Annotated in this window: 20 protein-coding genes; 11 read left to right on the forward strand and 9 right to left on the reverse strand. The window is 73.2% G+C overall.

The annotated features are described in order from the left end of the window. Positions 1-181: 181 nt before the first annotated feature. Both ACZ4VK_RS25265 and ACZ4VK_RS25270 read right to left on the reverse strand, forming a co-directional pair. Entirely contained in the window at positions 182-1,384 is a 1,203-nt protein-coding gene (locus tag ACZ4VK_RS25265; RefSeq protein WP_468356091.1) for a hypothetical protein, read from the reverse strand. Positions 1,385-1,824: 440 nt separating this feature from the next. Further along, on the reverse strand, positions 1,825-3,042 hold the full coding sequence (locus tag ACZ4VK_RS25270; RefSeq protein ID WP_468356094.1) for an amidohydrolase family protein: 1,218 nt from the start codon (positions 3,040-3,042) through the stop codon (positions 1,825-1,827). Positions 3,043-3,208: 166 nt separating this feature from the next. Here ACZ4VK_RS25270 and afsR point away from each other — a divergent pair, with 166 nt between their 5' ends. Further along, entirely contained in the window at positions 3,209-6,322 is a 3,114-nt protein-coding gene (gene afsR, locus ACZ4VK_RS25275) for an SARP-family global regulator AfsR (RefSeq protein WP_468356097.1), read from the forward strand. Positions 6,323-6,539: 217 nt separating this feature from the next. Then, complete coding sequence (locus ACZ4VK_RS25280) at positions 6,540-6,782, forward strand: hypothetical protein (RefSeq protein WP_468356100.1); 243 nt, start codon at positions 6,540-6,542, stop codon at positions 6,780-6,782. Between the two features lie 204 nt (positions 6,783-6,986). Here the strand turns inward: ACZ4VK_RS25280 and ACZ4VK_RS25285 are convergent, their stop codons facing one another. Continuing rightward, a complete protein-coding gene (locus tag ACZ4VK_RS25285) occupies positions 6,987-7,646 on the reverse strand; it encodes an LppU/SCO3897 family protein (protein ID WP_468356103.1) in 660 nt (219 codons plus the stop codon). Between the two features lie 114 nt (positions 7,647-7,760). Further along, on the reverse strand, positions 7,761-9,356 hold the full coding sequence (locus tag ACZ4VK_RS25290) for a FadD3 family acyl-CoA ligase (RefSeq protein ID WP_468356106.1): 1,596 nt from the start codon (positions 9,354-9,356) through the stop codon (positions 7,761-7,763). Positions 9,357-9,439: 83 nt separating this feature from the next. Between ACZ4VK_RS25290 and ACZ4VK_RS25295 the strand changes: the two genes are divergently transcribed. Genes ACZ4VK_RS25295 through ACZ4VK_RS25305 form a run of 3 tightly spaced genes read left to right on the forward strand, consistent with a single transcriptional unit; the run spans position 9,440 to position 11,786 of the window. Further along, a complete protein-coding gene (locus ACZ4VK_RS25295) occupies positions 9,440-10,582 on the forward strand; it encodes a lipid-transfer protein (RefSeq protein WP_468356109.1) in 1,143 nt (380 codons plus the stop codon). Between the two features lie 5 nt (positions 10,583-10,587). Further along, positions 10,588-11,013 carry a Zn-ribbon domain-containing OB-fold protein gene (locus ACZ4VK_RS25300; protein WP_468356112.1) on the forward strand — a complete coding sequence of 142 codons (426 nt, stop codon included), beginning with the start codon at positions 10,588-10,590 and terminating at the stop codon, positions 11,011-11,013. Continuing rightward, complete coding sequence (locus ACZ4VK_RS25305; RefSeq protein ID WP_468356115.1) at positions 11,010-11,786, forward strand: enoyl-CoA hydratase/isomerase family protein; 777 nt, start codon at positions 11,010-11,012, stop codon at positions 11,784-11,786. The genes ACZ4VK_RS25300 and ACZ4VK_RS25305 overlap by 4 nt, the downstream gene beginning before the upstream one ends. Here the strand turns inward: ACZ4VK_RS25305 and ACZ4VK_RS25310 are convergent. Beyond that, a complete protein-coding gene (locus ACZ4VK_RS25310; protein ID WP_468356118.1) occupies positions 11,752-12,345 on the reverse strand; it encodes a hypothetical protein in 594 nt (197 codons plus the stop codon). The two genes, ACZ4VK_RS25305 and ACZ4VK_RS25310, sit on opposite strands and share 35 nt — an antisense overlap. A 126-nt stretch (positions 12,346-12,471) precedes the next feature. Here ACZ4VK_RS25310 and ACZ4VK_RS25315 point away from each other — a divergent pair, with 126 nt between their 5' ends. Beyond that, positions 12,472-13,071: a hypothetical protein gene (locus ACZ4VK_RS25315; protein ID WP_468356121.1), complete on the forward strand. Its 600-nt coding sequence runs from the start codon at positions 12,472-12,474 to the stop codon at positions 13,069-13,071. Between the two features lie 21 nt (positions 13,072-13,092). On the opposite strand, the gene afsK is transcribed toward ACZ4VK_RS25315, so the two are convergent. Both afsK and ACZ4VK_RS25325 read right to left on the reverse strand, forming a co-directional pair. Next, positions 13,093-15,543, reverse strand: coding sequence for a protein serine/threonine kinase AfsK (gene afsK, locus ACZ4VK_RS25320; RefSeq protein ID WP_468356124.1), 2,451 nt, complete (start codon positions 15,541-15,543; stop codon positions 13,093-13,095). A gap of 173 nt (positions 15,544-15,716) precedes the next feature. Then, entirely contained in the window at positions 15,717-16,634 is a 918-nt protein-coding gene (locus ACZ4VK_RS25325; RefSeq protein ID WP_468356127.1) for a VOC family protein, read from the reverse strand. 307 nt (positions 16,635-16,941) lie between these two features. On the opposite strand from ACZ4VK_RS25325, the gene ACZ4VK_RS25330 reads away from it, so the two are divergent. Beyond that, complete coding sequence (locus tag ACZ4VK_RS25330) at positions 16,942-17,589, forward strand: TetR family transcriptional regulator (protein WP_030315615.1); 648 nt, start codon at positions 16,942-16,944, stop codon at positions 17,587-17,589. Positions 17,590-17,723: 134 nt separating this feature from the next. Here the strand turns inward: ACZ4VK_RS25330 and ACZ4VK_RS25335 are convergent, their stop codons facing one another. Both ACZ4VK_RS25335 and ACZ4VK_RS25340 read right to left on the reverse strand, forming a co-directional pair. Next, a complete protein-coding gene (locus ACZ4VK_RS25335) occupies positions 17,724-18,194 on the reverse strand; it encodes a nitroreductase family deazaflavin-dependent oxidoreductase (RefSeq protein ID WP_468356130.1) in 471 nt (156 codons plus the stop codon). After that, positions 18,195-19,421, reverse strand: a complete 1,227-nt coding sequence (locus ACZ4VK_RS25340) for an acyl-CoA dehydrogenase family protein (RefSeq protein ID WP_468356133.1) — start codon at positions 19,419-19,421, stop codon at positions 18,195-18,197. Between the two features lie 106 nt (positions 19,422-19,527). Between ACZ4VK_RS25340 and ACZ4VK_RS25345 the strand changes: the two genes are divergently transcribed. From ACZ4VK_RS25345 to ACZ4VK_RS25360, 4 genes are all read left to right on the forward strand, one after another. Beyond that, on the forward strand, positions 19,528-20,691 hold the full coding sequence (locus tag ACZ4VK_RS25345; RefSeq protein WP_468356136.1) for a thiolase C-terminal domain-containing protein: 1,164 nt from the start codon (positions 19,528-19,530) through the stop codon (positions 20,689-20,691). 113 nt (positions 20,692-20,804) lie between these two features. Further along, positions 20,805-22,097 (forward strand): FAD-dependent monooxygenase, encoded by a 1,293-nt coding sequence (locus tag ACZ4VK_RS25350; protein WP_468356139.1) that lies wholly within the window; start codon positions 20,805-20,807, stop codon positions 22,095-22,097. Further along, positions 22,094-22,756: a pyridoxine/pyridoxamine 5'-phosphate oxidase gene (locus tag ACZ4VK_RS25355; protein ID WP_468356142.1), complete on the forward strand. Its 663-nt coding sequence runs from the start codon at positions 22,094-22,096 to the stop codon at positions 22,754-22,756. Before ACZ4VK_RS25350 ends, ACZ4VK_RS25355 begins: the two co-directional genes overlap by 4 nt. 32 nt (positions 22,757-22,788) lie before the next feature. Then, positions 22,789-23,037: an SCO4226 family nickel-binding protein gene (locus tag ACZ4VK_RS25360; protein WP_468356145.1), complete on the forward strand. Its 249-nt coding sequence runs from the start codon at positions 22,789-22,791 to the stop codon at positions 23,035-23,037. Positions 23,038-23,071 lie beyond the last annotated feature (34 nt).

A 23,071-nucleotide genomic window follows, 5' to 3' on the forward strand; every position in this document is an offset into this window, starting at 1 on the left:
GAGCGGGCCCATGCTCGTACCTGACGGCTCATCAGACAAGGGGTGGGGGCTTGTCGGGGTTGTTCGGCTGCGGGCGTACGGGGTCGGGTGGGCGGGGCCGGACGCGCGTCCGCTCGGGCAGCGGGGTGGCTGCCCGAGCGGGGAATCGCGTGCGTACGCCGGTATGCGGTACGCCCGTACGTCAGGTGCTGTCCGGCGCGTCGACAGCCCTGGCATGGCGCACCACGGCCGAGCCTGCCAGGCAGACGATGACCACGGCGCTCAGCAGCGCCAACGCCTTCGCCCAGGCGAAGGTGGTGCCGAGACTGCCGCCCAGCAGGTCGACGGTACGGGCGCTCGCGACTCCGTGGAGCGCGATGACGACGACGGCAAGACCCGCGGCGGCGGCCCAGACGATCAGCGTGTCCCGGGCGGCGAGCCATGCGGCGCACACCAGGCAGAGCACGGTGACGACCACGGACATCGTCTCCGCGTCACCGCCCGAGCGCAGGCCCGAGAGGTCCGTCGGCAGATGGAGGAGGCCGCAGGTGAACAGGGCGAGCGCCGCGGGCCAGCGCAGTGCCGAGCGCAGCGCGGGAGAGGCGCTGTGGCTGCCGGGCCCGGTGGCGAGGGCGCCGTCCAGGGCCGACTTCCGCTGCTTGGCCCCCCGGGAACGCTTCGGGACGGTGACGACGGGGGTGGTTCCGTCGGCCCGTGCGTCGTCCTGGCCGGGTTCGCCCTTGGCCGCGGTGGCGTCCCCGCCGGGGGTGGGCTGCCAGTCGCTGCTGTCGGCGCCGAGGATGCCCACGAGCTGGACCACGTCCTCGATCGGCCGGCCCACCGCCGCGGCGCGCAGCGTGGTCTCGGCCTGGTGGAGGTCGTAACCGGACGCGTTCAGGAGCGCGAGCAGTTGGCGCACCTCCCCGAGGGGGCGCGTGACGGCGGCGGCGCGGAGCGCCACATCGGCGGGGCTGGAGAGTTCGCCGGTCTGCTGGAGGCGGGCCACGAGCGCGGCGACCTCCTCGACGGGACGCTCGGTCGCGGCGGTCCGCAGGAGCGTGTGGACCGCCTCGTCACCGGAAGCGTCCTGGGCGGGGTCCGCGTCCTGGGCCTGGTCAGGGCCCTGGGCCGAGGCCGGGTCCGGGGCCGGTACCTCAGAGGGATCGCTCTGGACCTCCGGGACGGCCTGCGGCTCGGGATCGCTCACCGCCTCCGGAACGGCCTTCGGCTCCGGGTCGGTCACCGCCTCCGGAACGGCCTTCGGCTCCGGGTCGCTCACCGCCTCCGGATCGCTCGGCATCTCCGGGCCGGCCACGGCCTTCTCCCCCCGTGCGGTGTCGACGTCCTGCGCCGGGCCCGCCGGGAGCCCCGTCACGATCGGGGCGGTCGGTACGGCGGGGGCCATGGGCGGCCGCTCGGGGAAGGGGGGCGCGTCGAGTGTCGGGGGGAAGGGGGGAGGCGGGGGCGGGGGCGCGGACGAGGGTGACGGGTACGGGGACGGGGAGGGGTACGCGGACGGAGAGACAGCCGACTGGTGGCCCGGACCCGGAGCGGGCTCTGTGGTCGGTTCTATGTCTTTGTCCGCGGGATAGATGTGCGGGAGGTCGGGGGTCATGTCAGCTCCGTTCGTGAACATCCCTGGGGCGTCCACCATGGCTGTCTTGTGATGTGCAAGAAACGCACACTTGACTACTATTAGTGCGCATTTCACGACATGAGGCCATCACAGGGCAGCCTTATTCGACCAACGGGGTGACCGACGGTCTGGACCACGACACGCGGGCGCGGGCAGGGCCGATCCCCGGGGCCGGACGGACCCGGGGATCGCGGTGCCGCCCGGGACCTTCAGGGCCGCCAGAGACCCTCCGGCGTCAGGCCGAGCAGCTCGATGGCGTTCCCGCGGACGATCCGTTCCACGACGTCGGGGGCGAGGTGCCCCATCTGCGCCTCGCCCACCTCGCGCGACTCGGGCCAGGTGGAGTCCGAGTGCGGGTAGTCGGTCTCGTACAGGACGTTCCCCGCCCCGATCGCGTCAAGGTTGCGGAGCCCGAAGGCGTCGTCGAAGAAGCAGCCGAAGACGTGCCCGGCGAAGAGCTCGGAGGGCGGGCGCAGCACCTTCTCGGCGACTCCGCCCCAGCCCCGGTTCTCCTCCCAGACGACGTCGGCGCGCTCCAGGATGTACGGGATCCAGCCGATCTGCCCCTCCGCGTACATGATCCTCAGGTTCGGGAAGCGCTCGAACTTGCCGCTCATCAGCCAGTCGACCATCGAGAAGCAGCAGTTCGCGAACGTGATGGTCGAGCCCACGGCCGGCGGGGCGTCGGCGGAGGTGGACGGCATCCGGCTGGAGGAGCCGATGTGCATGGCGATGACCGTGCCGGTCTCGTCGCAGGCACGGAAGAAGGGGTCCCAGTGGTCCGTGTGGACGGAGGGGAGCCCGAGGTGCGGCGGGATCTCGGAGAAGGCGACGGCCCGGACCCCGCGCGCGGCGTTGCGGCGCACCTCGGCGGCGGCGAGCTCCGGGTCCCAGAGCGGGATGAGCGTGAGCGGGATGAGCCGCCCGTGGGCCTCGGGGCCGCACCACTCCTCGACCATCCAGTCGTTGTACGCGCGGACGCAGAGCAGCCCGAGCTCGCGGTCGCCCGCCTCGGTGAAGGTCTGCCCGCAGAAGCGGGGGAAGGTGGGGAAGCAGAGCGCGGACTGGACGTGGTTGACGTCCATGTCGGCGAGCCGTTCGGGCACGGAGTGGGAGCCGGGGCGCATCTGCTCGTACGTGATGACCTCGAGCCGTATCTCGTCGCGGTCGTAGCCGACGGCGGTGTCGAGCCGGGTGAGGGGCCGGTGCAGGTCCTCGTAGACCCACCAGTCGCCGATGGGTCCTTCGTCGCCCTTCGCACCCATGACCGGGGCGAACTTGCCGCCGAGGAAGGTCATTTCCTTGAGGGGCGCGCGGACGACACGGGGTCCGGTGCCGTGGAAACGGGACGGGAGCCGGTCCCGCCAGACGTGCGGGGGCTCCACGGTGTGGTCGTCCACCGAGATGATCTTCGGGAAGGTCTCCATGGCCTTCACGGTAGCGCTGATCTGACGGCCCGTCAGCTATCGTGCCGTACTACGGTCGCGCAACGGCCGTACTACGGGCCCACAACGGCTGACCCGATGCTGACGGAGTCCCTCCGGACAAGGCAGACTGTCCTGGGCGAAACCAGCGGTACGGGCAGGGGGAGCTATGGACCGTGAGGACGGAGCGCGAGTTCCGGTACAGCGGGCTCCGAGGACGCGCGCGGGCGCGGGTGCCGAGTCCGGCGCGGGCGCGGGCAGAGGTCCCGCAGCGACAGCGGACACCGCCGTGGGCACGGCGACCACCGCCTCCGCGAACGCGGACACCACCATGCACGCGGCCACCGGCACGGACACCGCCGCCACCGGAAGCCCCGCCGATCCCGCTCCCACCCCCGCCCTGCGCTTCGCCGTGCTCGGGCCCGTGCGGGCCTGGCGGGACGGGGAGCCCGTGCCCACCGGGTCGCCCCAGCAGCGTGCCCTGCTCGCCGCCCTGCTCCTGCGCGGCGGGCGTACCGCCACCGCGTCCGAGCTGATCGACGCGCTCTGGGGCGAGGAGTCGCCCTCGCAGGCCCTCGCGGCCGTACGGACCTACGCCTCCCGGCTCCGCAAGGCCCTCGACCCTAAGGTCCTCGTCAGCGAGTCCGGCGGCTACGCCCTGCGCACCAAGGCGCTCGACCTCCTGACCGCGCAGGAACTCGCCGCCGAGGCCGAGAAGCTGCGGGTCGCCGGGGACCGCGCGGGCGCCCGCGACCGGCTCGCCGAGGCCCTCGACCTGTGGGACGGCGAGGTGCTGGCCTCCGTACCCGGCCCGTACGCGGAGACGCAGCGGACCCGCCTGGAGGAATGGCGGCTCACCCTCCTCGAGACCCGCCTGGACATCGACCTGGAGATCGGGGCACACGCCGAGGCCGTCTCCGAGCTGACCGCGCTGACAGCCGCGCACCCGCTGCGCGAGCGGCTCCGCGAGCTGCTGATGCTGGCGCTGTACCGCAGCGGCCGGCAGGCGGAGGCGCTCGCCGTGTACGCCGACACCCGCAGGCTCCTCGCCGACGAACTCGGCGTCGACCCCACGCCCGAACTCTCCCGGCTCCAGCAGCGCATCCTGCGGGCCGACGCCGAACTCGCCCGCCCGGTCGAGGAGGCCGCCCCGGCCGCCACGCCCGTCGCCCGCCCCGCCCAGCTCCCGGCGACCGTCCCGGACTTCACGGGCCGTGCCGCGTTCGTACGGGAGCTCGGCGCCCGGCTCGCCACCGCCGAGGGCCACGTCATGGCGGTGTCGGCGCTCGCGGGCATCGGCGGCGTCGGCAAGACGACGCTGGCCGTGCACGTGGCCCACGAGGCGAGGCCGCACTTCCCGGACGGCCAGCTGTACGTGGACCTCCAGGGAGCCGGGAACCGCGCCGCCGCCCCGGAGACCGTCCTCGGCTCCTTCCTCCGCGCGCTCGGCACGCCGGACTCGGCGATCCCGGACTCGCTCGACGACCGGGCGGCGCTCTACCGCTCGACGCTCGACGGGCGCCGGGTCCTGGTCCTCCTCGACAACGCCCGGGACGCGGCCCAGATCCGGCCCCTGCTGCCCGGCACGGCGGGGTGCGCGGCCCTGGTCACGAGCCGCATCCGGATGGTGGACCTGGCGGGGGCGCACCTGGTCGACCTGGACGTGATGTCCCCGGAGGAGGCGCTGCAGCTCTTCACGAGGATCGTCGGGGAGGAGCGGGTCCAGGCGGAACGGGAAGCGGCCCTGGACGTGGTCGCCGCGTGCGGGTTCCTGCCCCTGGCGATCCGCATCGCGGCGTCCCGGCTCGCGGCCCGCCGGACGTGGACCGTGTCGGTCCTCGCGGCGAAGCTGGCGGACGAGCGGCGGCGCCTTGACGAGCTGCAGGCGGGTGACCTCGCGGTCAAGGCGACCTTCGAACTCGGCTACGGCCAGCTGGAACCGGCCCAGGCCCGCGCCTTCCGCCTCCTCGGGCTCGCCGACGGACCGGACATCTCGCTGGCGGCGGCGGCCGCCGTCCTCGACCTTCCGCTCCGGGACACGGAGGACCTCCTGGAGGCCCTGGTCGACACGTCCCTCGTCGAATCGGCGGCGCCGGGCCGCTACCGGTACCACGACCTGGTCCGCCTCTACGCGCGTGCGTGCGCGGACCGCGACGAGCAGCCCCCGTCGGAGAAGGAGGCGGCCCTGTCGCGCCTCCTCGACTTCTACCTGTCGACGGCGGCGCGGGTGTACGCGATCGAACGCCCCGGCGACCGCCTGGTCGACCACCTGGAAGCGACGGCCTACGAGGGCCTGACCTTCACGGACCGCCACGAGGCCCAGGACTGGCTCTACGCGGAGGCGAACTGCCTCCTGGCCACGGTCCGCCAGTCGGCCTCGTCCCCGACGACGCTGCGCCGAGCGGTGGACCTGCTGTGGGCGTCGCTTGACCTCGGAGAATCGGGCGCGAACTCCAGGGAGTTCGAGGCGACGGGCGTCGTCGTACGCGAAGCCGCCCGCACCCACGCGGACGCCAGGGCCGAGGGCCGCGCGCTCATGGTCCTCGCGGGTGTCCACCACACGGCGGGCCGCTTCGAGGAGGCGGACCGCGACGCCGAACTCGCCCTGCCCCACGCGGACCGGGCCGACGATCCGGTGCCGGCCTGCTGGTCCGCCAACGCCCGGGGCATCATCGCGCTGTACCAGAACCGTTTCGCGGAGGGCGAGCAGTACCTCACCGAGGCGATCGAACGCTTCCGTGGCATCGGGGACGAGCCGGGGGAAGCGAGCGCCCTCTGCAATCTGTCGCGCATCCACCTGGCCACCGGCCGTACGTCGAGCGCCATCGCCCTCGCCCGGCAGGGCACGGAGATCTACGACTCGATGGGACACGCGCTCCGGGGTGCCAACGGGCGGTACGCCCTCGGTCTCGCCCTCACCCAGGACAACCAGCTCACCGCGGCCGGCGAACAGCTCCGCGAGGCGCTGGCGGTCTTCGCCGACAGCAGGCAGCGACTGTGGGAGGGCATGACCCTCTTCCGGCTGTCCGAAGTGGACCTCGCCGCCCGTCGGCACGCCCAGGCCGCGTCGAACGCCGAGATGGCCCTCACGGTGCTGCGCGGCATCGGAGGAGAGTGGCGGCGGGGCAACGTCCTCACCGTCCTGGGCCGGGCGCTCTTCGGCATCGGTCAGAGCGGCCGGGCCCTGGTCTGCTGGCAGGAGGCGCTCGGCATCTTCGACGACCTCGGGGCTCCGGAGGCCACCGAGGTCCGTGCGCTGCTGGCCCCCGCGAAGGCCGCTTAGTCCGCTCTGGCCAGTACGTTCATCGTTTGTTTATCGCCGACCGGCATGCTTCACCGCATGACGATCCGCCGCGTCGGGGGGCAGACGGGTCGCCGATGAGGGTCACAGCCCCTGAGTACTAGGGTGATCGGCCCCGGAGATTCGTCCAGCTGTCCACGGGGGAACGGCTGGACGAATCTCCTCACATCCCGGACATCACACGCAGGAGTTGACGAGCATGACCGACCCGATCAAGCAGGACCCGATCATCAAGCCCATGGACATGCACGCCACCTCGGAGCCGGCGGTCGACGCGATCACCGACAAGATCACGGGCAGCCGCGACGAGACGGTCACCACCAAGGACATGCACGCCACGACGGAGCCGGCGGTCGACGCCATCACCAAGAAGGTCACCGGCGGCGCCGCGGAGACCATCACCACGATGGACATGCACGCCACGACGGAACCGGCCAAGTAGACCATTCCCGACGGGGAACGGCCGCGGCGGCGACTTCGGGGGAGCCGCCGGGGCCAACCAGGGAGGTCCGGTCGACGGGGGAGCACACGGGTTCGGGGGACACCCGGCGGAACCAGGGGGGATCCGTCCGGGCAGGGCCCGTGCGCGACGCGATCGGACCACCGCACCAGGAGGGGCCGGGCATCCGCCCGGCCCCTTCGGCCGTCAGCGGGCGTAGGAGCCCAGGCCGATCAGGCAGTACACGTACTCGCTGACGACCGCGCCGTTCATGGTGTAGCGGTGCGAGAAGGCGTACTGCGTCTTCGGGTTGGAGTTGCAGTTGTCCATGTCCGAGGTGAACGGGAAGGTCTGGATCACCTTGTAGTGCGCGTCGGACGCCGAGCACGGGACCTCCTCGACGTCGTCGACGGTCTGCGCGGTCGTCGAGTCGGGGAGCGAGCCGTTGAGGCACGTGCCCTTGTCGTACGGGTCGGGCTCCTCCTCGGTCGGGGTCGCCGTGGCCGTCGGATCGAGGTCGAAGGTGGGGAACGGGGAGTACGAGAAGGTCGGCACCGGGCCCGGGCCCCTGGAGCCGGCCGTGTCGTCCCCGTCGTCCGACAGGAGGGACGCGCCGCCGATGATCGCGCCGATGACGAGGAGCGGGACCAGACACCCGAGGACGCCGGACTTCTTGGCGGGCTGCGCCCCGGCGACCGTGATGCGCAGGTGCACGGTGCCGTCGCCGAGCCGGGCCGCGACGAGTTCGCCGTGGCGGCAGGGGCGGACGGTGAGGTGGGCGGGGCCGGTCGGCAGCTGGACGGTGATGATCACGCCCTGGGCTGCCTGCTGGGGGGTGAGGGTGAGGGGGATCTCTTGCGTCGACACCGGCTGCTCCTGGAGAGGGGGAGGTGAAGGACTGCCCATATGACGTGTACACAAAGGAAGTTGGTTGCGCACGCGACGCGGCGCCGCCGAGACGCCCGTCACCCGACGGGCCCGTCACCGCCCCGCCCGCGCCGACAGCCCCCGCCCCCGCAGCTCCCCCTTCAGCACCTTCCCGCTCGCGTTCCTCGGCAGCTCCGGTACGAACTCGACCTCCCTCGGCACCTTGTAGTTCGCCATCTCCCGCCGCGACCAGGCGATCAGGTCGTCCGCCGTGACCCGCGCCCCCGCCCTCCGTACCGCGAACGCCTTGCCGACCTCCCCGAGCCTCGCGTCGGGGACGCCGATCACGGCCACGTCCGCGATGTCGGGGTGGAGGCCGAGGAGCTGCTCGATCTCCGCCGGGTAGGCGTTGAAGCCGCCCACGATGAACATGTCCTTGAGGCGGTCGGTGATCCGCAGGTTGCCCGCCTCGTCGAGGACGCCGATGTCGCCGGTGCGGAGCCAGCCGTCCTCGTCGATCGCCGCCGCCGTCGCCTCGTCGTCCTCGAAGTAGCCGCTCATCACGTGAGGGCCCCTGACCAGGACCTCGCCGGTCGGCGAGAGGCGGACCTCGGTGCCGGGGATCGCGCGGCCCGAGGTCGTGGCGACGGTCTCGTCCGGGTCGTCGCGGCGGCACATGGTGACGATGCCGCTCGCCTCGGAGAGGCCGTACGCGGTGAGGACCGTGCCGACGCCCAGGTCGGCGCGGAGGCGTTCGACGAGCCGGAGGGGGACGACGGCCGCGCCCGTCACGACGAGGCGGAGGGAGGACAGGTCGTGGGCGGGGCGTGCGGGGTGGTCGAGGAGGGACTGGTGGAGGGTGGGCGGTCCCGGCAGGACCGTGACGCGTTCGGCGGCGATGTTGGCGAGGACGGTGTCGACGGTGAAGACGGACTGGGGGACGATCACCGCGCCCCGCATCAGGCAGGCGAGGATCCCGGCCTTGTAGCCGAAGGTGTGGAAGAAGGGGTTGACGACGAGGTAGCGGTCGCCCTCCCGGAGGCCGGCGAGCCCGGCCCAGATCGCGTAGCAGCGCAGGCTCTGGGCGTGGCTGATGACGGCGCCCTTGGGACTGCCGGTGGTGCCGGAGGTGTAGATGATGTCGGAGGGGGCGGTGGGGTCGATCCCCTCGGCCCGTGCGCGGACCCGCTCGGCGGGGACGGTGTCGCCCTCCGCGAGGAAGGCCTTCCAGGTGGTCCACTCCTCGGGCGCGGTGTCCCCGAGGACCACGACCTTCTCCAGGTGCGGCAGCGGGACTCCGGAGCGGCGCAGGGAGGCCACGTACGAGGTGCCGAGGAAGGTGCCGGTGACGAAGAGCAGCCGGGCCCGGGAGCGCTGGAGGACGTGGGCGGCCTCGGTGCCCTTGAAGCGGGTGTTCAGGGGGACGAGGACGGCGCCGGCGGTGACGGCGCCGAGGGCGGCGACGATCCAGTCGAGGGTGTTGGGGGCCCAGATCGCGACCCGGTCGCCGGCCCGGATGCCGGTGGCGAGGCAGGCGGCTGCGGCCCGTTCGACGCGTCCGCCCAGCTCGGCGTAGCCGACGCGGACACGGCCGTCGACGACCGCCTCCCGTGCGCCGTACTTCTCGGCCGCCGCCCGTACGAGACCGGGGATCGTGCCCCACTCCAGGTCGCCGCGCGGATCCTGACCCGGCTCCATGTCCAGCTCCATGACCGACCTCCCGTAGCTGACTATCCGTCAGATTAGTTGTAACCTGACGCGCTGTCAGCACCGCTGTCGCACCGGGAGGTTCCGTGCTCAAGGACGCCACCGCCATCGTCGGGATCGGACAGACCGCCTTCGCGAAACAGCTCGCGGAGACGGAGAAGGCCCTCGCCTGCCGGGCGGTCCTCGCGGCCCTCGACGACGCCGGGATCGACCCCTCCGAGGTCGACGGCTTCGCCTCCTACACGATGGAGGAGACCGACGAGGTCGAGGTCGCCAAGGCCATCGGCGCCGGAGACGTCACCTTCTTCTCCAAGGTCGGCTACGGCGGCGGCGGCTCCTGCGCCACCGTCGGCCACCTCGCCGCCGCCGTCGCCACCGGCCAGGCGAGCGTCGGCGTCGCCTGGCGCTCCCGCAAGCGCGGCAGCGGCCCGCGTCCCTGGAAGAACACCGCCGTGCAGCTGCCCACTCCCGGCCAGTGGACCCGCCCCTTCGGGCTGCTCCGCCCCGCCGACGAGATCGGCATCCTCGCCCGCCGCTACATGCACGAGTACGGCGCCACCCGCGACCACCTCTTCAACGTCGCCCTCGCCTGCCGCAACCGCGCCAACCAGAACCCCGACGCGATCATGTACGAACGCCCCCTGACCCGCGAGATGTACATGACCGCCCGCTGGATCAGCGAACCCCTCTGCCTCTTCGACAACTGCCTGGAGACGGACGGCGCGCTTGCCTGCGTGATCGTGAGCGCCGAGCGGGCCCGCGACTGCCGCCGGAAGCCCGTGTACGTCCACTCCGTCGCCCAGGGCCTGCCCGCCCAGCACCACGGCATGGTCAACTACTGGAACGACGACCCGCTCACGGGCCCCGCCTGGACCGCCGCCCGCCACCTCTGGAAGCACGCCGACTTCGGCCCCCAGGACGTCGACGTCGCCCAGATCTACGACGCCTTCACCCCGCTCGTCCCACTCTCCCTCGAGGGCTACGGCTTCTGCGGACGCGGCGAGGGCGCCGCCTTCACCGAGGGCGGAGCGCTCGAGATCGGCGGCCGGCTGCCCCTCAACACCGGCGGAGGAGGGCTCAGCGAGGCGTACGTCCACGGCTTCAACCTCATCACCGAGGGCGTGAAGCAGCTTCGCGGCACCTCCACCGCCCAGGTCCCCGATGCCGCCACCTGCCTGGTCACGGCAGGCGAGGGCGTCCCCACCTCCGCCCTCCTCCTCAGGAGCTGATCCCGATGCTGACCCCCGTCACCGACGAGGACGGCGCCCCCTTCTGGGAGTACGCCGCCCGGGGCGAACTGCGCGTCCAGAGCTGCGCCGACTGCGGCGAGCTCCGCTTCCCGCCGCGCCCCTGCTGCCCGCACTGCCGGTCGTTCGCGAGCGAGTGGCGGCTGATGTCCGGACGCGGCCGGATCTGGTCGTACGTCCTCCCCCACCCGCCACTCCTGCCCGAGTACGCCGCCCAGGCCCCGTACAACGCGGTGCTCGTCGAACTCGCCGACGCCCCCCGCATCCGCCTCGCCGGCAACGTCGTCGCCGCCCCGGACGCACCGCTGAACTCGGTCGACCCGGCCCGGCTCCGGATCGGCGCCCCGGTGAAGGTGGCCTTCGCCGCGATCGACGGCGTCACCGTCCCCCGCTGGCTCCTGGAGCGCGGATGACCATCCGTGTGGACCGCGACAAGGAGACCGGGGTCGCCGTCGTCACCCTCGACAGGCCGGAGAGGCACCACGCGATCACCCTGGGCATGGCGCGCGAACTCGGCGCCGTCTGGCGGGGGTTGCGGTACGAGGACGAGATCCGCGCGGTCGTCGTCGCCGGGGCCGGAGCACGGGCCTTCTGCACCGGCATCGACCGGGAGGCAGCGGGGAACGTGCCGCAGCCCTCGTCCCCGTACACGATCGACGACCCCCTCCTCACGATCGGCCCCAAGGCCAACGACCTGTGGAAGCCGGTGATCGCCGCCGTCGAGGGCATGGCCTGCGGCGGGGCCTTCTACCTGCTCGGCGAGGCCGAGTTCCTGATCGCGGGCGAGGACGCCACCTTCTTCGACCCGCACACCACCTACGGGATGGTGAGCGCCTTCGAGACCGTCCACATGGCGCAGCGGATGCCGTACGGGGAGGTCGCCCGGATGGCGCTGATGGGCGGCGCGGAACGGATCTCGGCACGACGGGCGTACGAGACGGGGCTCGTCAGCGAGCTGACGGAGCCGGGCGGGGCGCTGACCGCCGCCCGCGAGGCCGCCGCCGTCATCGCCTCGTACCCGACGGAGGCCGTCCAGGGCACGGTCCGCGCCCTCTGGTCGGTGAAGGAGACGGCCCGCGCCCAGGCCCTCGCGCTCGCCCCGCACCTGGTGGCCCTCGGGAACCTGCCGGCGGACCGGCAGGCCGGACTGTTCACGACGAGGGCGAGGAGCTTCCGGACGCGGTAGGGGCCGTGGCGGCGTCCCGCTTGCGCACGTCGTACACCCAGCAGTTCTTCACCCGGCCGACGGCCTTCGGGGACTTCATCGCGACCTCGAAGGTCTTCTCCTCGTAGCTGCCGACGGTGACGACGGCCACGGCCGAGTCGACCGCCGCCCCCGAGGCGCCCTTGAACTCCAGCGTCACCTCGTACGTCCCGGGGAGCGCGTCGTGCGACGTGATCCTCAGGTTCGCCGTGGTGTCCGCCTTGCGGGCCGGCCTGCCCTTGCGCTTCTTCTGCGCGGGCTTCACACAGTCGACGACCACGACCTCGACCCGCGCCCCCGAGGGAGCCGGGCTCGCCGTGGCCGTGGAGCCGCTGCCCGAACCGCTGTAGTCGTCGTTGCTCTTCTCGTCGCTGGAGCAGCCGCCGCCGGAGTCGTCCGAGCGGCTCTTGCCGCTCTTGCTCTTGCCGCCGCCACCGCCGCCGCTGCTGCTGCTGCTGCCGCCCTTGCCGGTCTGGAATCCGGTCAGCGCGAGCACCACCACCGTGAGCGTCGCCGCCATCTTCAGGCGTGTGCGTCGCATCGCCGCTCCCGTCCGTTCCTGTCGTGTCCGCGCCACTCTAACGGCGGCCCCGGTGCCGCGTGGCGGGCCCCCCGCACCCGGCGTAGCGTCGGGAACGAGAGCCGGACCGCCAAGGAGGCCGCATCGATGATCCGAAACATCGCCGGCTCGGTCCTCGCTCTCGTCGGAGCGGCGGCCGCCGTCTGGAGCCCCTTCCGTGCCTGGTACGACGGCCGTCACGGCCGCGACTACGCGATCGGGGACCTGTTCACCGGCATCACCGGAGACAAGGCGGACGTGTTCGGCTCGATCCTGCTGCCCTTCCTCTTCGCCGCGCTCCTCGCCCTCGTCGGCGTGGTGCTGCGCTTCCGGCTGCTCGTCGCCCTCGCCGGGTTCGTCGTCCTCGGCTTCACGGTCCTGTGGATGGTCCGGGTCGGGCAGGCCGAGGGCGGCCTCGCGGTCGGCGGCGACGGCGCGGGGCTCGGCGACGGCGTCGCGAACGCCCTCGGCGGCGGGGTCCTGCTGCTGATCGGCGCGCTCGTCATGGCGGGCAGGACCCGCGGGCGCCGGGTGGACCGGCACCCCCGGCACACCCACCCGCCGCTCGACGGCCCGCCGCGGGACACGGCGCCCGACGGTCCGCGCGGACACCCGCAGGCCTCGGGCCCGTACGCGCCGACGCAGACCTCCGACGTGCCGACCTGGGACCCGGACCGGGAGAACCCGCCGCCGAAGAACACGCCTTGAGGCCCTCGGGGCCCCGGCGGACTACCGGGCGCCGGACCCCCGCCCCGTCGCCGTTCCCTTGACCGCGTCGAGCGCGTACACGCAGCGGTCCTTGCTGCACGCGTACACGACCCCGCCCCTGGCCACCGGCGACCCGGTGATCTCGCCGCCGGTCGCGAGCTTCCAGCGCAGCTGACCGCCGGTCGCGTCCAGGGTGTAGAGGACGTGGTCGGCCGAGCCGAAGTGCACCCGTCCGTCGGCGACGACCGGGGAGCCGACCAGCTCGCCGCCCGCCGCGAACCGCCACCGGGGCGTGCCGGTGACCGCGTCGAGCGTGTACAGCGCGCTGCCGCTGCCGACGTGCACGTTGCCGTCGGCGACGAGCACCGGCTCGGCCGACTGGCGCGGCTCGGTCGCGATCCGCCAGCGGTCCTGCCCGGTGGTGGCGTCGATCGCGTACACCGTGCCGAGGTGGTCGGAGAGGTACACCCCGCCGCCCGTCACCGCGGGACCCGGCGCGAACGTCGGCGGCGAGAGGAAGACCGCCGGCGCCTCGAAGTGCCAGCGGACGTGCCCGGCGGCGATGTCGATGGACAGGACCCGGGTCCCGGCCGACACGTACACGCAGCCGTCCTCGGCGGGGGCCACCCGGACGGGCACGTTGGCGCAGGAGGCGGCGTCGCCGATGGGGTACGACCAGCGCTCCGCCCCCGTACGGGCGTCGAGCGCCTGGAGCCGGGCGTCCCGCCACACGTACACGGTGTCGCCATGGACGGCGGGCCCCGCCTCCGGGGTCTCGAAGTCGGTCTGCGCGCCGGTGATCTCCCACAGCTTCGCGCCGTTGGAGGCCTCCCAGGCCTGCACCCCGCCGCCGCGCGTACCGGTGACGACCGTGCCCCGGTCGACCTGGAGCGAGTACACCCAGGCGTCCGTCCGCAGCCGCCAGCGCTCACTGCCGTCGGTCGCGTCGAGGGCGTACAGGGTGGGCCCGTCGGAGGCGTGGATACGGCCCGAGGCCACGGCCATGGACCAGGCCACGTCCCGGGTCTTGAACTGGCGCCGGCCGCTGCCGGTGTCCAGGGCGTGTACCTCGAACGAGGTCACGTACAGCAGGTCGCCGGCGACGACCGGGGTGCCCCAGACGTCGTTCGACATCCGGAAACGCCAGGGCCGCCAGGGGCCCGGCTCCGGCGTGGCCTGGTCGGAGCCCTGGGAGGGGACGTTCACCGGGCGGGAGCCGGGCGGCGGGCCTGGCTCTCCCGCGTACGAACCGGGGTCGGCGCCGTGCGGGCCGCCCCCGGGCGGACGGATCCAGCCGGTCGCGGGACCGGCGTCGGCGCTCCGGCCGACGGCGAGCGCGGCCCGGGTGTCGGCGACCCGGGGGCCCGGGCCGATGGGGACGGTCGCGCCCCCGAGGCGTACGGGCCCGCCCGCGCTCTCGGCGGGCCCGGCGTGCCGGCCTCCGCCGACGGGCGCGGGCTCGGGACGACGGCCGCCGCCGACCGGCGCGGGTTCGGGGAAGCGGGGGTCGCCGCCGTGGTCACCGGGCTGCCGGGGCGGGCGCGGCGGGATCGGGGGCGCGGTCGGAGCCGGAGCGGGACGGCCGCCGCGGCGGGTCTCGATCATGGCGGTGGCGCTCGCCGGCAGCCAGGCGGACGCCGTGCCGCTGTCGTCGCTGCCGGGGCCGAAGAGATGCGGGGCCAACTGGGCCTGGAGGTCGGCGGGGGACGGGCGCCGGGTGACGTCCATCTGCATGCAGGAGTCGATGAGGGGCCGCAGCTCGTCGGGCAGGCCCTCCAGGTCGGGGCCCTCACGGAGCAGCATGAAGACGGTCTCGACCGGGTTGGCGCCGTGGAAGGGCGCGTGGCCGGTGGCGGCGAAGACCAGCATCGAGCCGAGCGAGAAGACGTCGCTCGCGCCGGTGACGCTGCGCGAGTCTCGGGCCTGCTCGGGCGACATGTAGGCCGGGGTGCCGACGGCGACATTGGTCATGGTCAGGCGCGTGTTGGAGACGCCCGACGCGATGCCGAAGTCGATCACCCGGGGGCCGTCCTCGACGACGAGGACGTTGGAGGGCTTGAGGTCACGGTGGACCAGGCCCGCGCCGTGGATGGACTGCAGGGCCTCGGCGACACCGGCGGCCAGCCAGCGCACGGCCTGGGCCGGGAGCGGCCCGCACTCGTTCACTATCTCTTCGAGCGAGGGCGCGGGGACGTAGGCGGTCGCCAGCCAGGGCACGGCGGCCCGGGGGTCGGCGTCCACGACGGCGGCCGTGTAGAAGCCGGAGACCGCCCGCGCGGCCTCCACCTCCCGGGTGAAGCGGACCCGGAACAGCTGGTCCTCCGCGAGCTCCGTGCGCACGGTCTTGATCGCCACGCGCCGGCCCGAGGCCGAGCGCGCGAGATAGACCAGGCCCATCCCGCCCGCGCCGAGCCGGCCCAGCACCTCGAAGGGCCCGATACGTCTCGGGTCGTGCTGCGTCAGCTGTTCCACTTGCCTGCCACCTCCCCGTACGGGCCATGAGGGTACGGCCCCGTGGCGCTGATTCTTCCTGTCCGAGGGCCCGGTTGCGAACCCGGGGGCGGATCGGGGTGTCACAGCTCATATGGGGGTGGTCCCGCTCGGTACCGTACCGGCCCGTACGGGACCGTACAGGTCAGGACGTGTCAGGTCATACCGGCAGGTTTCGTTTCCGGGAGGCGTGTCGGTTCTCCGGGGCGCGCCGGTTCGGCGGGGCGCGTCGGTTCTCCGGGGCGCGCCGGTTCTCCGGGGCGTTTCGTCTCCGTGAAGCGTCTCGGCTCGCCGGGCGCCTTCGGTTCGGCGAGGACGGCGAAGCGGGCGCCCTGGTTGTCGTGGAGGACGGCGATGCGGCCGTACGGGGTGTCGAACGCCGGGGTGGCGACGCGGCCGCCGAGGCGGACGGTGATCGCGCAGGCCTGGTCGCAGTCGTGGACGGCGAAGTAGACGAGGACGTGGCCGGGCATCTCGGCGGGGAAGTCGTCGGTGATGACGGCGCGCCCGCCGAAGGCGCTGTCGTCGCCGGGGCGGGAGCCGGGGGGCGACCAGACGCGGTAGTCGAAGCCGGCGTCCCTGCCCACCTCACCGGCGTCGGCCTGGCGGCCGAGGTAGCCGAAGACGGTGGCGTAGAAGGTGTCGACGGCATCGGGCCGGCGTGTGTACACCTCCATCCAGCAGAAGGAGCCCGGCTCGTTCACGACCTCGAAGCCGTCGTCGTCGCCCGACTGGCGGAGGCCGAAGACGGCGCCTCCGGGGTCGGCGGCGAGGGCGAGGACGCCGAACGGGCCGACGGGGTAGGGCTCCATGACCATCTGGCCGCCGGCGGCCTTGATCCGGGTGGAGAGGGCGCCCGCGTCCCGGGTGGCGAGGTAGAGGGTCCAGGTGGTCGGCATGCGGCCGTCGCGCTTGGGGAGGAGTCCGGCGACGCGTCGCCCGTCGAGGAGTGCCTCGTCGCGGTCGGGGTCGAAGGTCCAGCCGAAGAGCTCGCCGTAGAAGCGCTTGCCCGCTTCCAGGTCGGGGAGCTGTGCGTCCACCCAGCAGGGGGTGCCCTCAGTGCGTGCCGCCATGGGTCCACGCTAGGACGGCGCGGGGGGACCCGCATGCCCCGATATGCGAACAAACGAGCGATTTAGGGGGTGGGGGCCCTTGGGGCGCCCGGGTTGTCCACCGAAGTTGTCCACAGCCTGTTCATAAGGCTATTCGAGTACGGGACTCCCCCGGCCGGCCCGCCCGCACCCCGCACTGGCCTGAACCCGCCCCTCGGAGGTCGCGCCCCGGACCCGCGCCGACCTCGCACAACACCCGCGGACAGGGTCGCACCCCATTTGCAGTCGGCCGAATCGCGCGCCGACACCCCCTCGGTAAGCTGACGGCATGACAGGACAAGTACGCACCGTCGACGGCCGCGTGGCCGGACGACGCGGCCAGGCGACGCGGCAGAAGCTGCTCGACTGCCTCGGTGAGATGCTCAGCTCCTCGCCCTACCGGGACGTCAAGGTCATCGATGTGGCCCGGAAGGCGGGTACTTCACCCGCGACGTTCTATCAGTACTTCCCGGACGTCGAGGGAGCGGTCCTCGAGATCGCGGAGGAAATGGCCAAGGAGGGCGCCGGGTTGACCGAACTGGTCTCCGGCCGCTCCTGGGTCGGCAAGGCCGGCTGGCAGACCTCCGAGGAACTCGTCGAAGGCTTCCTCGACTTCTGGCGGAAGCACGACGCGATCCTCCGGGTCGTGGACCTCGGCGCCGCGGAGGGCGACAAACGGTTCTACAAGATCCGCATGAAGATCCTGAACTCGGTCACCAACTCCCTGACGGACGCGGTGAAGGAGCTCCAGGCCAAGGGCAAGGTCGACAAGGAGGTCAGCCCCGCCGCCATGGCCGGTTCGCTCGTGGCGATGCTGGCCGCGGTCGCCGGGCACCAGAAGGGCTTCACGACCTGGGGCGTGAAGCAGGCCGAACTCAAGCCGAACCTGGCCCTGTTGGTACACCTGGGCATCACCGGCAAGAAGCCCACCAGATAACCCCTCCGGAGATACGAGACTCCTTCCCCCGTCCTGTCGTCGACGCCGACGGCGGCCCGCCCCCACGGACCGCCGTCGGCGTCGCCGTTTCCCCGGCCGCAGAGCCCGACTCCCCGAGCGCCGCGACGCTCCCCTCACCGCCGGGTCAGCCGGAAGACTCTGATCTCGCGCTCCACCCGTGCCTGGTACGTGGCGTACGGCGGCCAGAACTCAAGGGCCGCCCGCCAGGCCGCCGCCCGCTCCTCCCCGGTGAGCAGCTCCGCCCGTACGGGGATGTCGTCGCCCCGCCAGTTCACCTCGGCGTCCGGATGGGCGAGGAGGTTCGCCGTCCACGCCGGGTGGCCCGGGCGGCCGAAGTTGGAGCCGACGAGCAGCCAGCCGCCGTCCGGCTCCGGCATACAGGCCAGCGGGGTGACCCGGGGCAGCCCGCTCCTCGCGCCCCGGGCGGTGAGCAGGACCCCGGGCAGCATCCGGGCGCTGAGCAGCACTTTTCCCCGGGTGAGCCGGTGGACGGCCTTGTCCACGGCGGGGACGACACGGGGGGCGATCCGGGCGAAGGTCCGGGTCGAGGAGATCTTCTGCGTGAGTCTGCGGCCGAGGGACATCTACGCCGCCACCTCTCGGAGGAGTCCGGTCCGTTCCGCGGCCCGTGCGCGCAGCCGCCGTACGGGTCCGAAGAGCAGTTCGTCGGATGCGGCCCGCTCGTAGAAGAGGCGCGCCTCGTGTTCCCAGACCGTTCCGGTGCCGCCGTGCAGCTGGAGGGACTCCCCCGTCGTGGCCCGCAGGGCTTCCAGGGCGTGGGCGAGCGCGAGCGGCCCGCTCTCCGGTCCCGGGCCGGGTTGGCGTGCCGCGCAGTGGGTGAGGGAGCGGGCGGCCTCGATCCGGGCGTGGAGGTCGGCGAGCCGGTGTCCGGCGGGCGGGCCGGCCCCTTCCCGGGAGGTGACGTGGGCGACGGTGCGGTCGAGGGCCCCCCGGGCCGCGCCGACGGCCTCGGCGGCCAGCATGACGGCGGCGGTGCGGCCGGTGGCGGCGAGGGCGCCGAGGACGTCGGCCGGTTCCTCGCCGAGGAGTTCGGCTCCCGTGTCGCGGAACTGGACGGTGGCGCGGGCGCGGGTCGGGTCGAGGGCGGGCTGCCGGGCGCGGACGAGGCCGTGCGCCCCGGGCCCGTCGGTCCGTACGAGGAAGAGGAGCGTACGGCTGCGGGCGAAGCCTCCGGCGTGGGCGGCGACGATCAGGAGGCCGGCGCTGTGTCCGTCGAGGACGTGAGCGGCCTCGCCGTACAGCCGCCAGCGTCCGTCGGATGCGCGGGCCTGGACGCCGCCCGCGCGGCCGCCGCCTGACCAGTCGTCGGCGGTGTTGTCGCCGGTGAGGCCGAGGGCGAGGGCGAGGGGCCCGGCCACGGCGAGGGCGCAGGTGAGGGTGGAGTCGGCGAGGCGCGGGAGGAGCGCGGCGCGCTGGGCGGGGGTGCCGAGGGCGGTGAGGAGCGGGGCGGCGAGGACGCCGGTGGCGAGGAGCGGGGAGGGGGCGAGGGCGCGGCCGGTCTCCTCGCAGACGAGGGCGAGTTCGGCGGGCCCGTGCCCCGCGCCTCCGTACTCCCGGGGGAGGGCGAGCCCGGCGAGGCCGAGGGTGGCGGACAGCGCGGCCCAGAGCTCGGGGTCGTACCCCTGGGGGGCGGCGGTGGCCGCGCGGTTCCGGCCCGGCCCGGCCCGTTCGGCGAGGAGGCCCCGAAGGGCGCGGCGGATCTCCTGCTGCTCCTCGGTGAGCGGGATGGTGAGCGGGATGGCGAACGGGGCGGTTCCGGCGGCGGGCGCTGTGCTGTCGGCTGCGTCCATGGGGCTCCCTCCGTATCTGACGGAGCGTCATATTAGGTGCGGGCGCGTCCGCTTGCCCAGAGACGCGCCGGTCCCCATTCACTCGATCTGATGTACCGTCAGATTCATGGATGCCACCCCGCGCCCCGCCCGTCGCGTCGCCGTCGCGGGCGTCGCCCTCGCCGACTGTGGCCGGGTCGACGGGCCCACCCCGTACGCGCTGCACGCCCAGGCCGCCCGTCGCGCGCTCGCGGACAGCGGCCTGGACCGGTCGGTGATCGACGGTCTCGCCTCGGCGGGCCTCGGCACCCTCGCCCCGGTCGAGGTCGCCGAGTACCTGGGGCTTCGCCCCCGCTGGGTGGACTCGACCGCCGTCGGCGGCGCCACCTGGGAGGTCATGGCGGCGCACGCCGCCGACGCGATCGCCGCAGGTCACGCGAACGCGGTCCTCCTCGTGTACGGCTCCACCGCGCGCGCCGACATCCGCGCCCGGCGGCGCACCGCGAACCTCTCGTTCGGGGCGCGCGGCCCCCTCCAGTTCGAGGTCCCGTACGGGCACACCCTGATCGCCAAGTACGCGATGGCCGCCCGCCGCCATATGCACCAGTACGGGACGACCCTGGAGCAGCTCGCCGAGGTGGCCGTCCGGGCGCGGGCGAACGCGGCGCTCAACCCGGAGGCGATGTTCCGCGACCCGATCACCGTCGACGAGGTGCTGTCGGGGCCGATGATCGCGGACCCGTTCACCAAGCTGCACTGCTGTCTGCGCAGCGACGGCGGCTGCGCGGTGCTGCTCGTCGCGGAGGAGTACGTCCAGGACTGCCGTACGACCCCGGTCTGGGTGCTCGGCACCGGCGAACACGTCTCGCACACCACGATGTCGGAGTGGGAGGACTTCACGGTCTCCCCGGCGGCGGTCAGCGGCCGGCTGGCCTTCGAGCGGGCGGGTATCGGGCCCGCGGACGTCGATGTCGCCGAGATCTACGACGCCTTCACCTATATGACCCTGGTGACCCTGGAGGACCTGGGCTTCTGCGCGAAGGGCGAGGGCGGGCCCTTCGTCCAGGAGAAGGACGGGCTGCCGGTGAACACGGACGGCGGCGGACTCTCGGCCTGTCACCCGGGCATGCGGGGGCTCTTCCTCCTGGTGGAGGCGGTGCGGCAGCTGCGCGGCGAGGCACCGGGCCTCCAGGTGCGCCGACCGGACGGAAGCCTGCCGGAGGTGGCGGTGGCCTCGGGGACGGGGGGCTGGTTCTGCTCCTCGGGGACGGTGGTGCTCGGCCGGGGCTGACCATGACCCCCTCCGGATCTATACAGGCGTCATAGACATGCGTGTAGGACATCCGTATAGTCGTGTCCGCGGGCAGGGGAACGGCCCGCACCCACCCGACAAGGAGTCCCGTCATGAGCAGCACCGTGAAGCCCGCCAAGACCGTCCTGATCTCCGGCGCCTCCATCGCGGGACCCGCCCTCGCCCTCTGGCTGCACCGCTACGGCTTCACCCCCACCGTCGTCGAGCGCGCCCCCGCCCTCCGCACCGGCGGCTACAAGGTCGACATCCGGGGCACCGCGATCGAGGTCTGCCGCCGGATGGGCGTCCTCGACGAGGTCCGCGCGAACTCCACGGACATGCGGGGCGGTTCGTACGTCGACGACGAGGGCCGCACGGTCGGCGAACTGCCCGCCGACATCTTCGGCGGACGCGTCGAGGGGGACGACGAGATCATGCGCGGCGAACTCGCCCGCATCCTCCACGACCGGACCCGCGACGACGTCGAATACCTCTTCGGCGACTCGATCGCCGCACTCACCGACGACCCCGAGGGCGCCGACGGCGTCACCGTCACCTTCGAGAGCGGCACCGTCCGCCGCTTCGACCTGGTCGTCGGCGCCGACGGACTCCACTCGAACACCCGGCGCCTCGCCTTCGGCCCGGAGGAGCGCTACAAGCGCCACCTCGGCGCGTACGTCTCCATCTTCACCGCCCCCAACCACCTGGGCCTCGACCGCTGGGAGACGTACCACGCGCTCCCCGGCAAGCTGGTGTGCGTCTACAGCTCGGCCGGCGAGACCGACGCCAAGAACCTCTTCGTCTTCTCCTCGCCCGAGGAACTCCCGTACGACCACCGGGACATCACCGCCCAGAAGCGACTGCTCACCCGCACCTTCACCGGCGACGGCTGGGAGATCCCCCGGCTCCTCGGCCACGCGGCCGACGCCGACGACTTCTACCTCGACGCGATCTCCCTCATCGAGATGGACCGCTGGTCGAAGGGGCGCGTCGTCCTCCTCGGCGACGCCGCCCACTGCTCCTCCCCCGCCTCCGGCCAGGGCACCGGCCTCGCCCTCATCGGCGCGTACGTCCTCGCGGGCGAACTGGCCCGGGCCGGCGGCGACCACGCCGTCGCCTTCGAGCGGTACGAGGCGCACATGCGGCCCGGTGTGGAGCGGAACCAGCGGATGGCCGAAGGCTTCGTCAAGGAGATGACCCTGGACGCGAAGTGGAAGATCGCCCTGCGCATGCTCATGGTGCGGACCCTGCCGAAGACCCCGTGGAAGAACCTCATCGCGAAGAAGATCCGCGCCGACATCCAGGCGGCGGCGAACGCGGTGCCCCTGAGGGACTACACCCCGCTCACGGACCACGCGGCGCCCACCCACGGCAACGGCACCCCGCGCCCTACGGTGGCCGCATGACCGACTTCCACCACGCCCTGCGCTCCCTGAAGGTCTGGGACACCGAGCTGCCCTCCTTCGACCCGGCGGGCGCCCCGCCCGAGCCGCTGCCGCTCTTCCACGACTGGTTCACCGCGGCGGTCGCGGCCGGCCAGACCGAACCGCACACCCTCTCCCTCGCCACCGCCGACGAGGACGGCAGGCCGGACGTCCGTACGGTGATGCTGCACGACGCCGACGCCCGCGGCTGGCACTTCGCCTCGCACGCCACCAGCGCCAAGGGCCGCCAGCTCGCCGCCCGCCCCGAGGCCGCCCTCGGCTTCTACTGGCCGGTCCAGGGCCGCCAGGTCCGCATCAGGGGCCACGTCACCACCGGCACCCCCGAGGAGGCGTACGAGGACCTCCACGCCCGCACCACCGGAGCCCTCGCCTCGGCGCTCGTGGGCCGGCAGAGCGAGGTCCTCGACGCCCCCGAGACCCTCGCGGAGGCGAGCGCGGCGGCCTGGCGCCGGGCCGAGGCGGAGCCGGACGCCCCCGCGCCCAGCTGGACCCTGTACATCGTCGAACCGGCCGAGGTGGAGTTCTTCCAGGGCGACGGACACCGCCGCCACCTGCGCCTCCGCTACCGCCGCGACCCGGCGTCCGGCACCGGCTGGCTGCGCGAGCTGCTCTGGCCCTGAGGGCGCACCATGGAAGAGGAGGTGGGTGAACCATGGGAACGTACATGGACGTGCACCGGGGCATGGTGGGCATCACGGCCGAGCAGCTGAACGAGGCGCACCAGGCCGACCTCGCCGTCGAGAAGGACGAGGGAGTGCACTTCGAGAAGGCGTGGGCCGACCCGGAGTCGGGGACGGTCTACTGCCTGTCGCACGGCCCGTCGGCCGAGGCGGTCCAGCGGGTCCACGCCCGCACGGGCCACGCGGCCGACGAGATCCACGAGGTGTCCCTCATGGTGTGAGGAGCACGGCGCGACCGGGCGGGGAGTTCTCGAG

This window comes from Streptomyces sp. NPDC028711 (assembly GCF_055565415.1).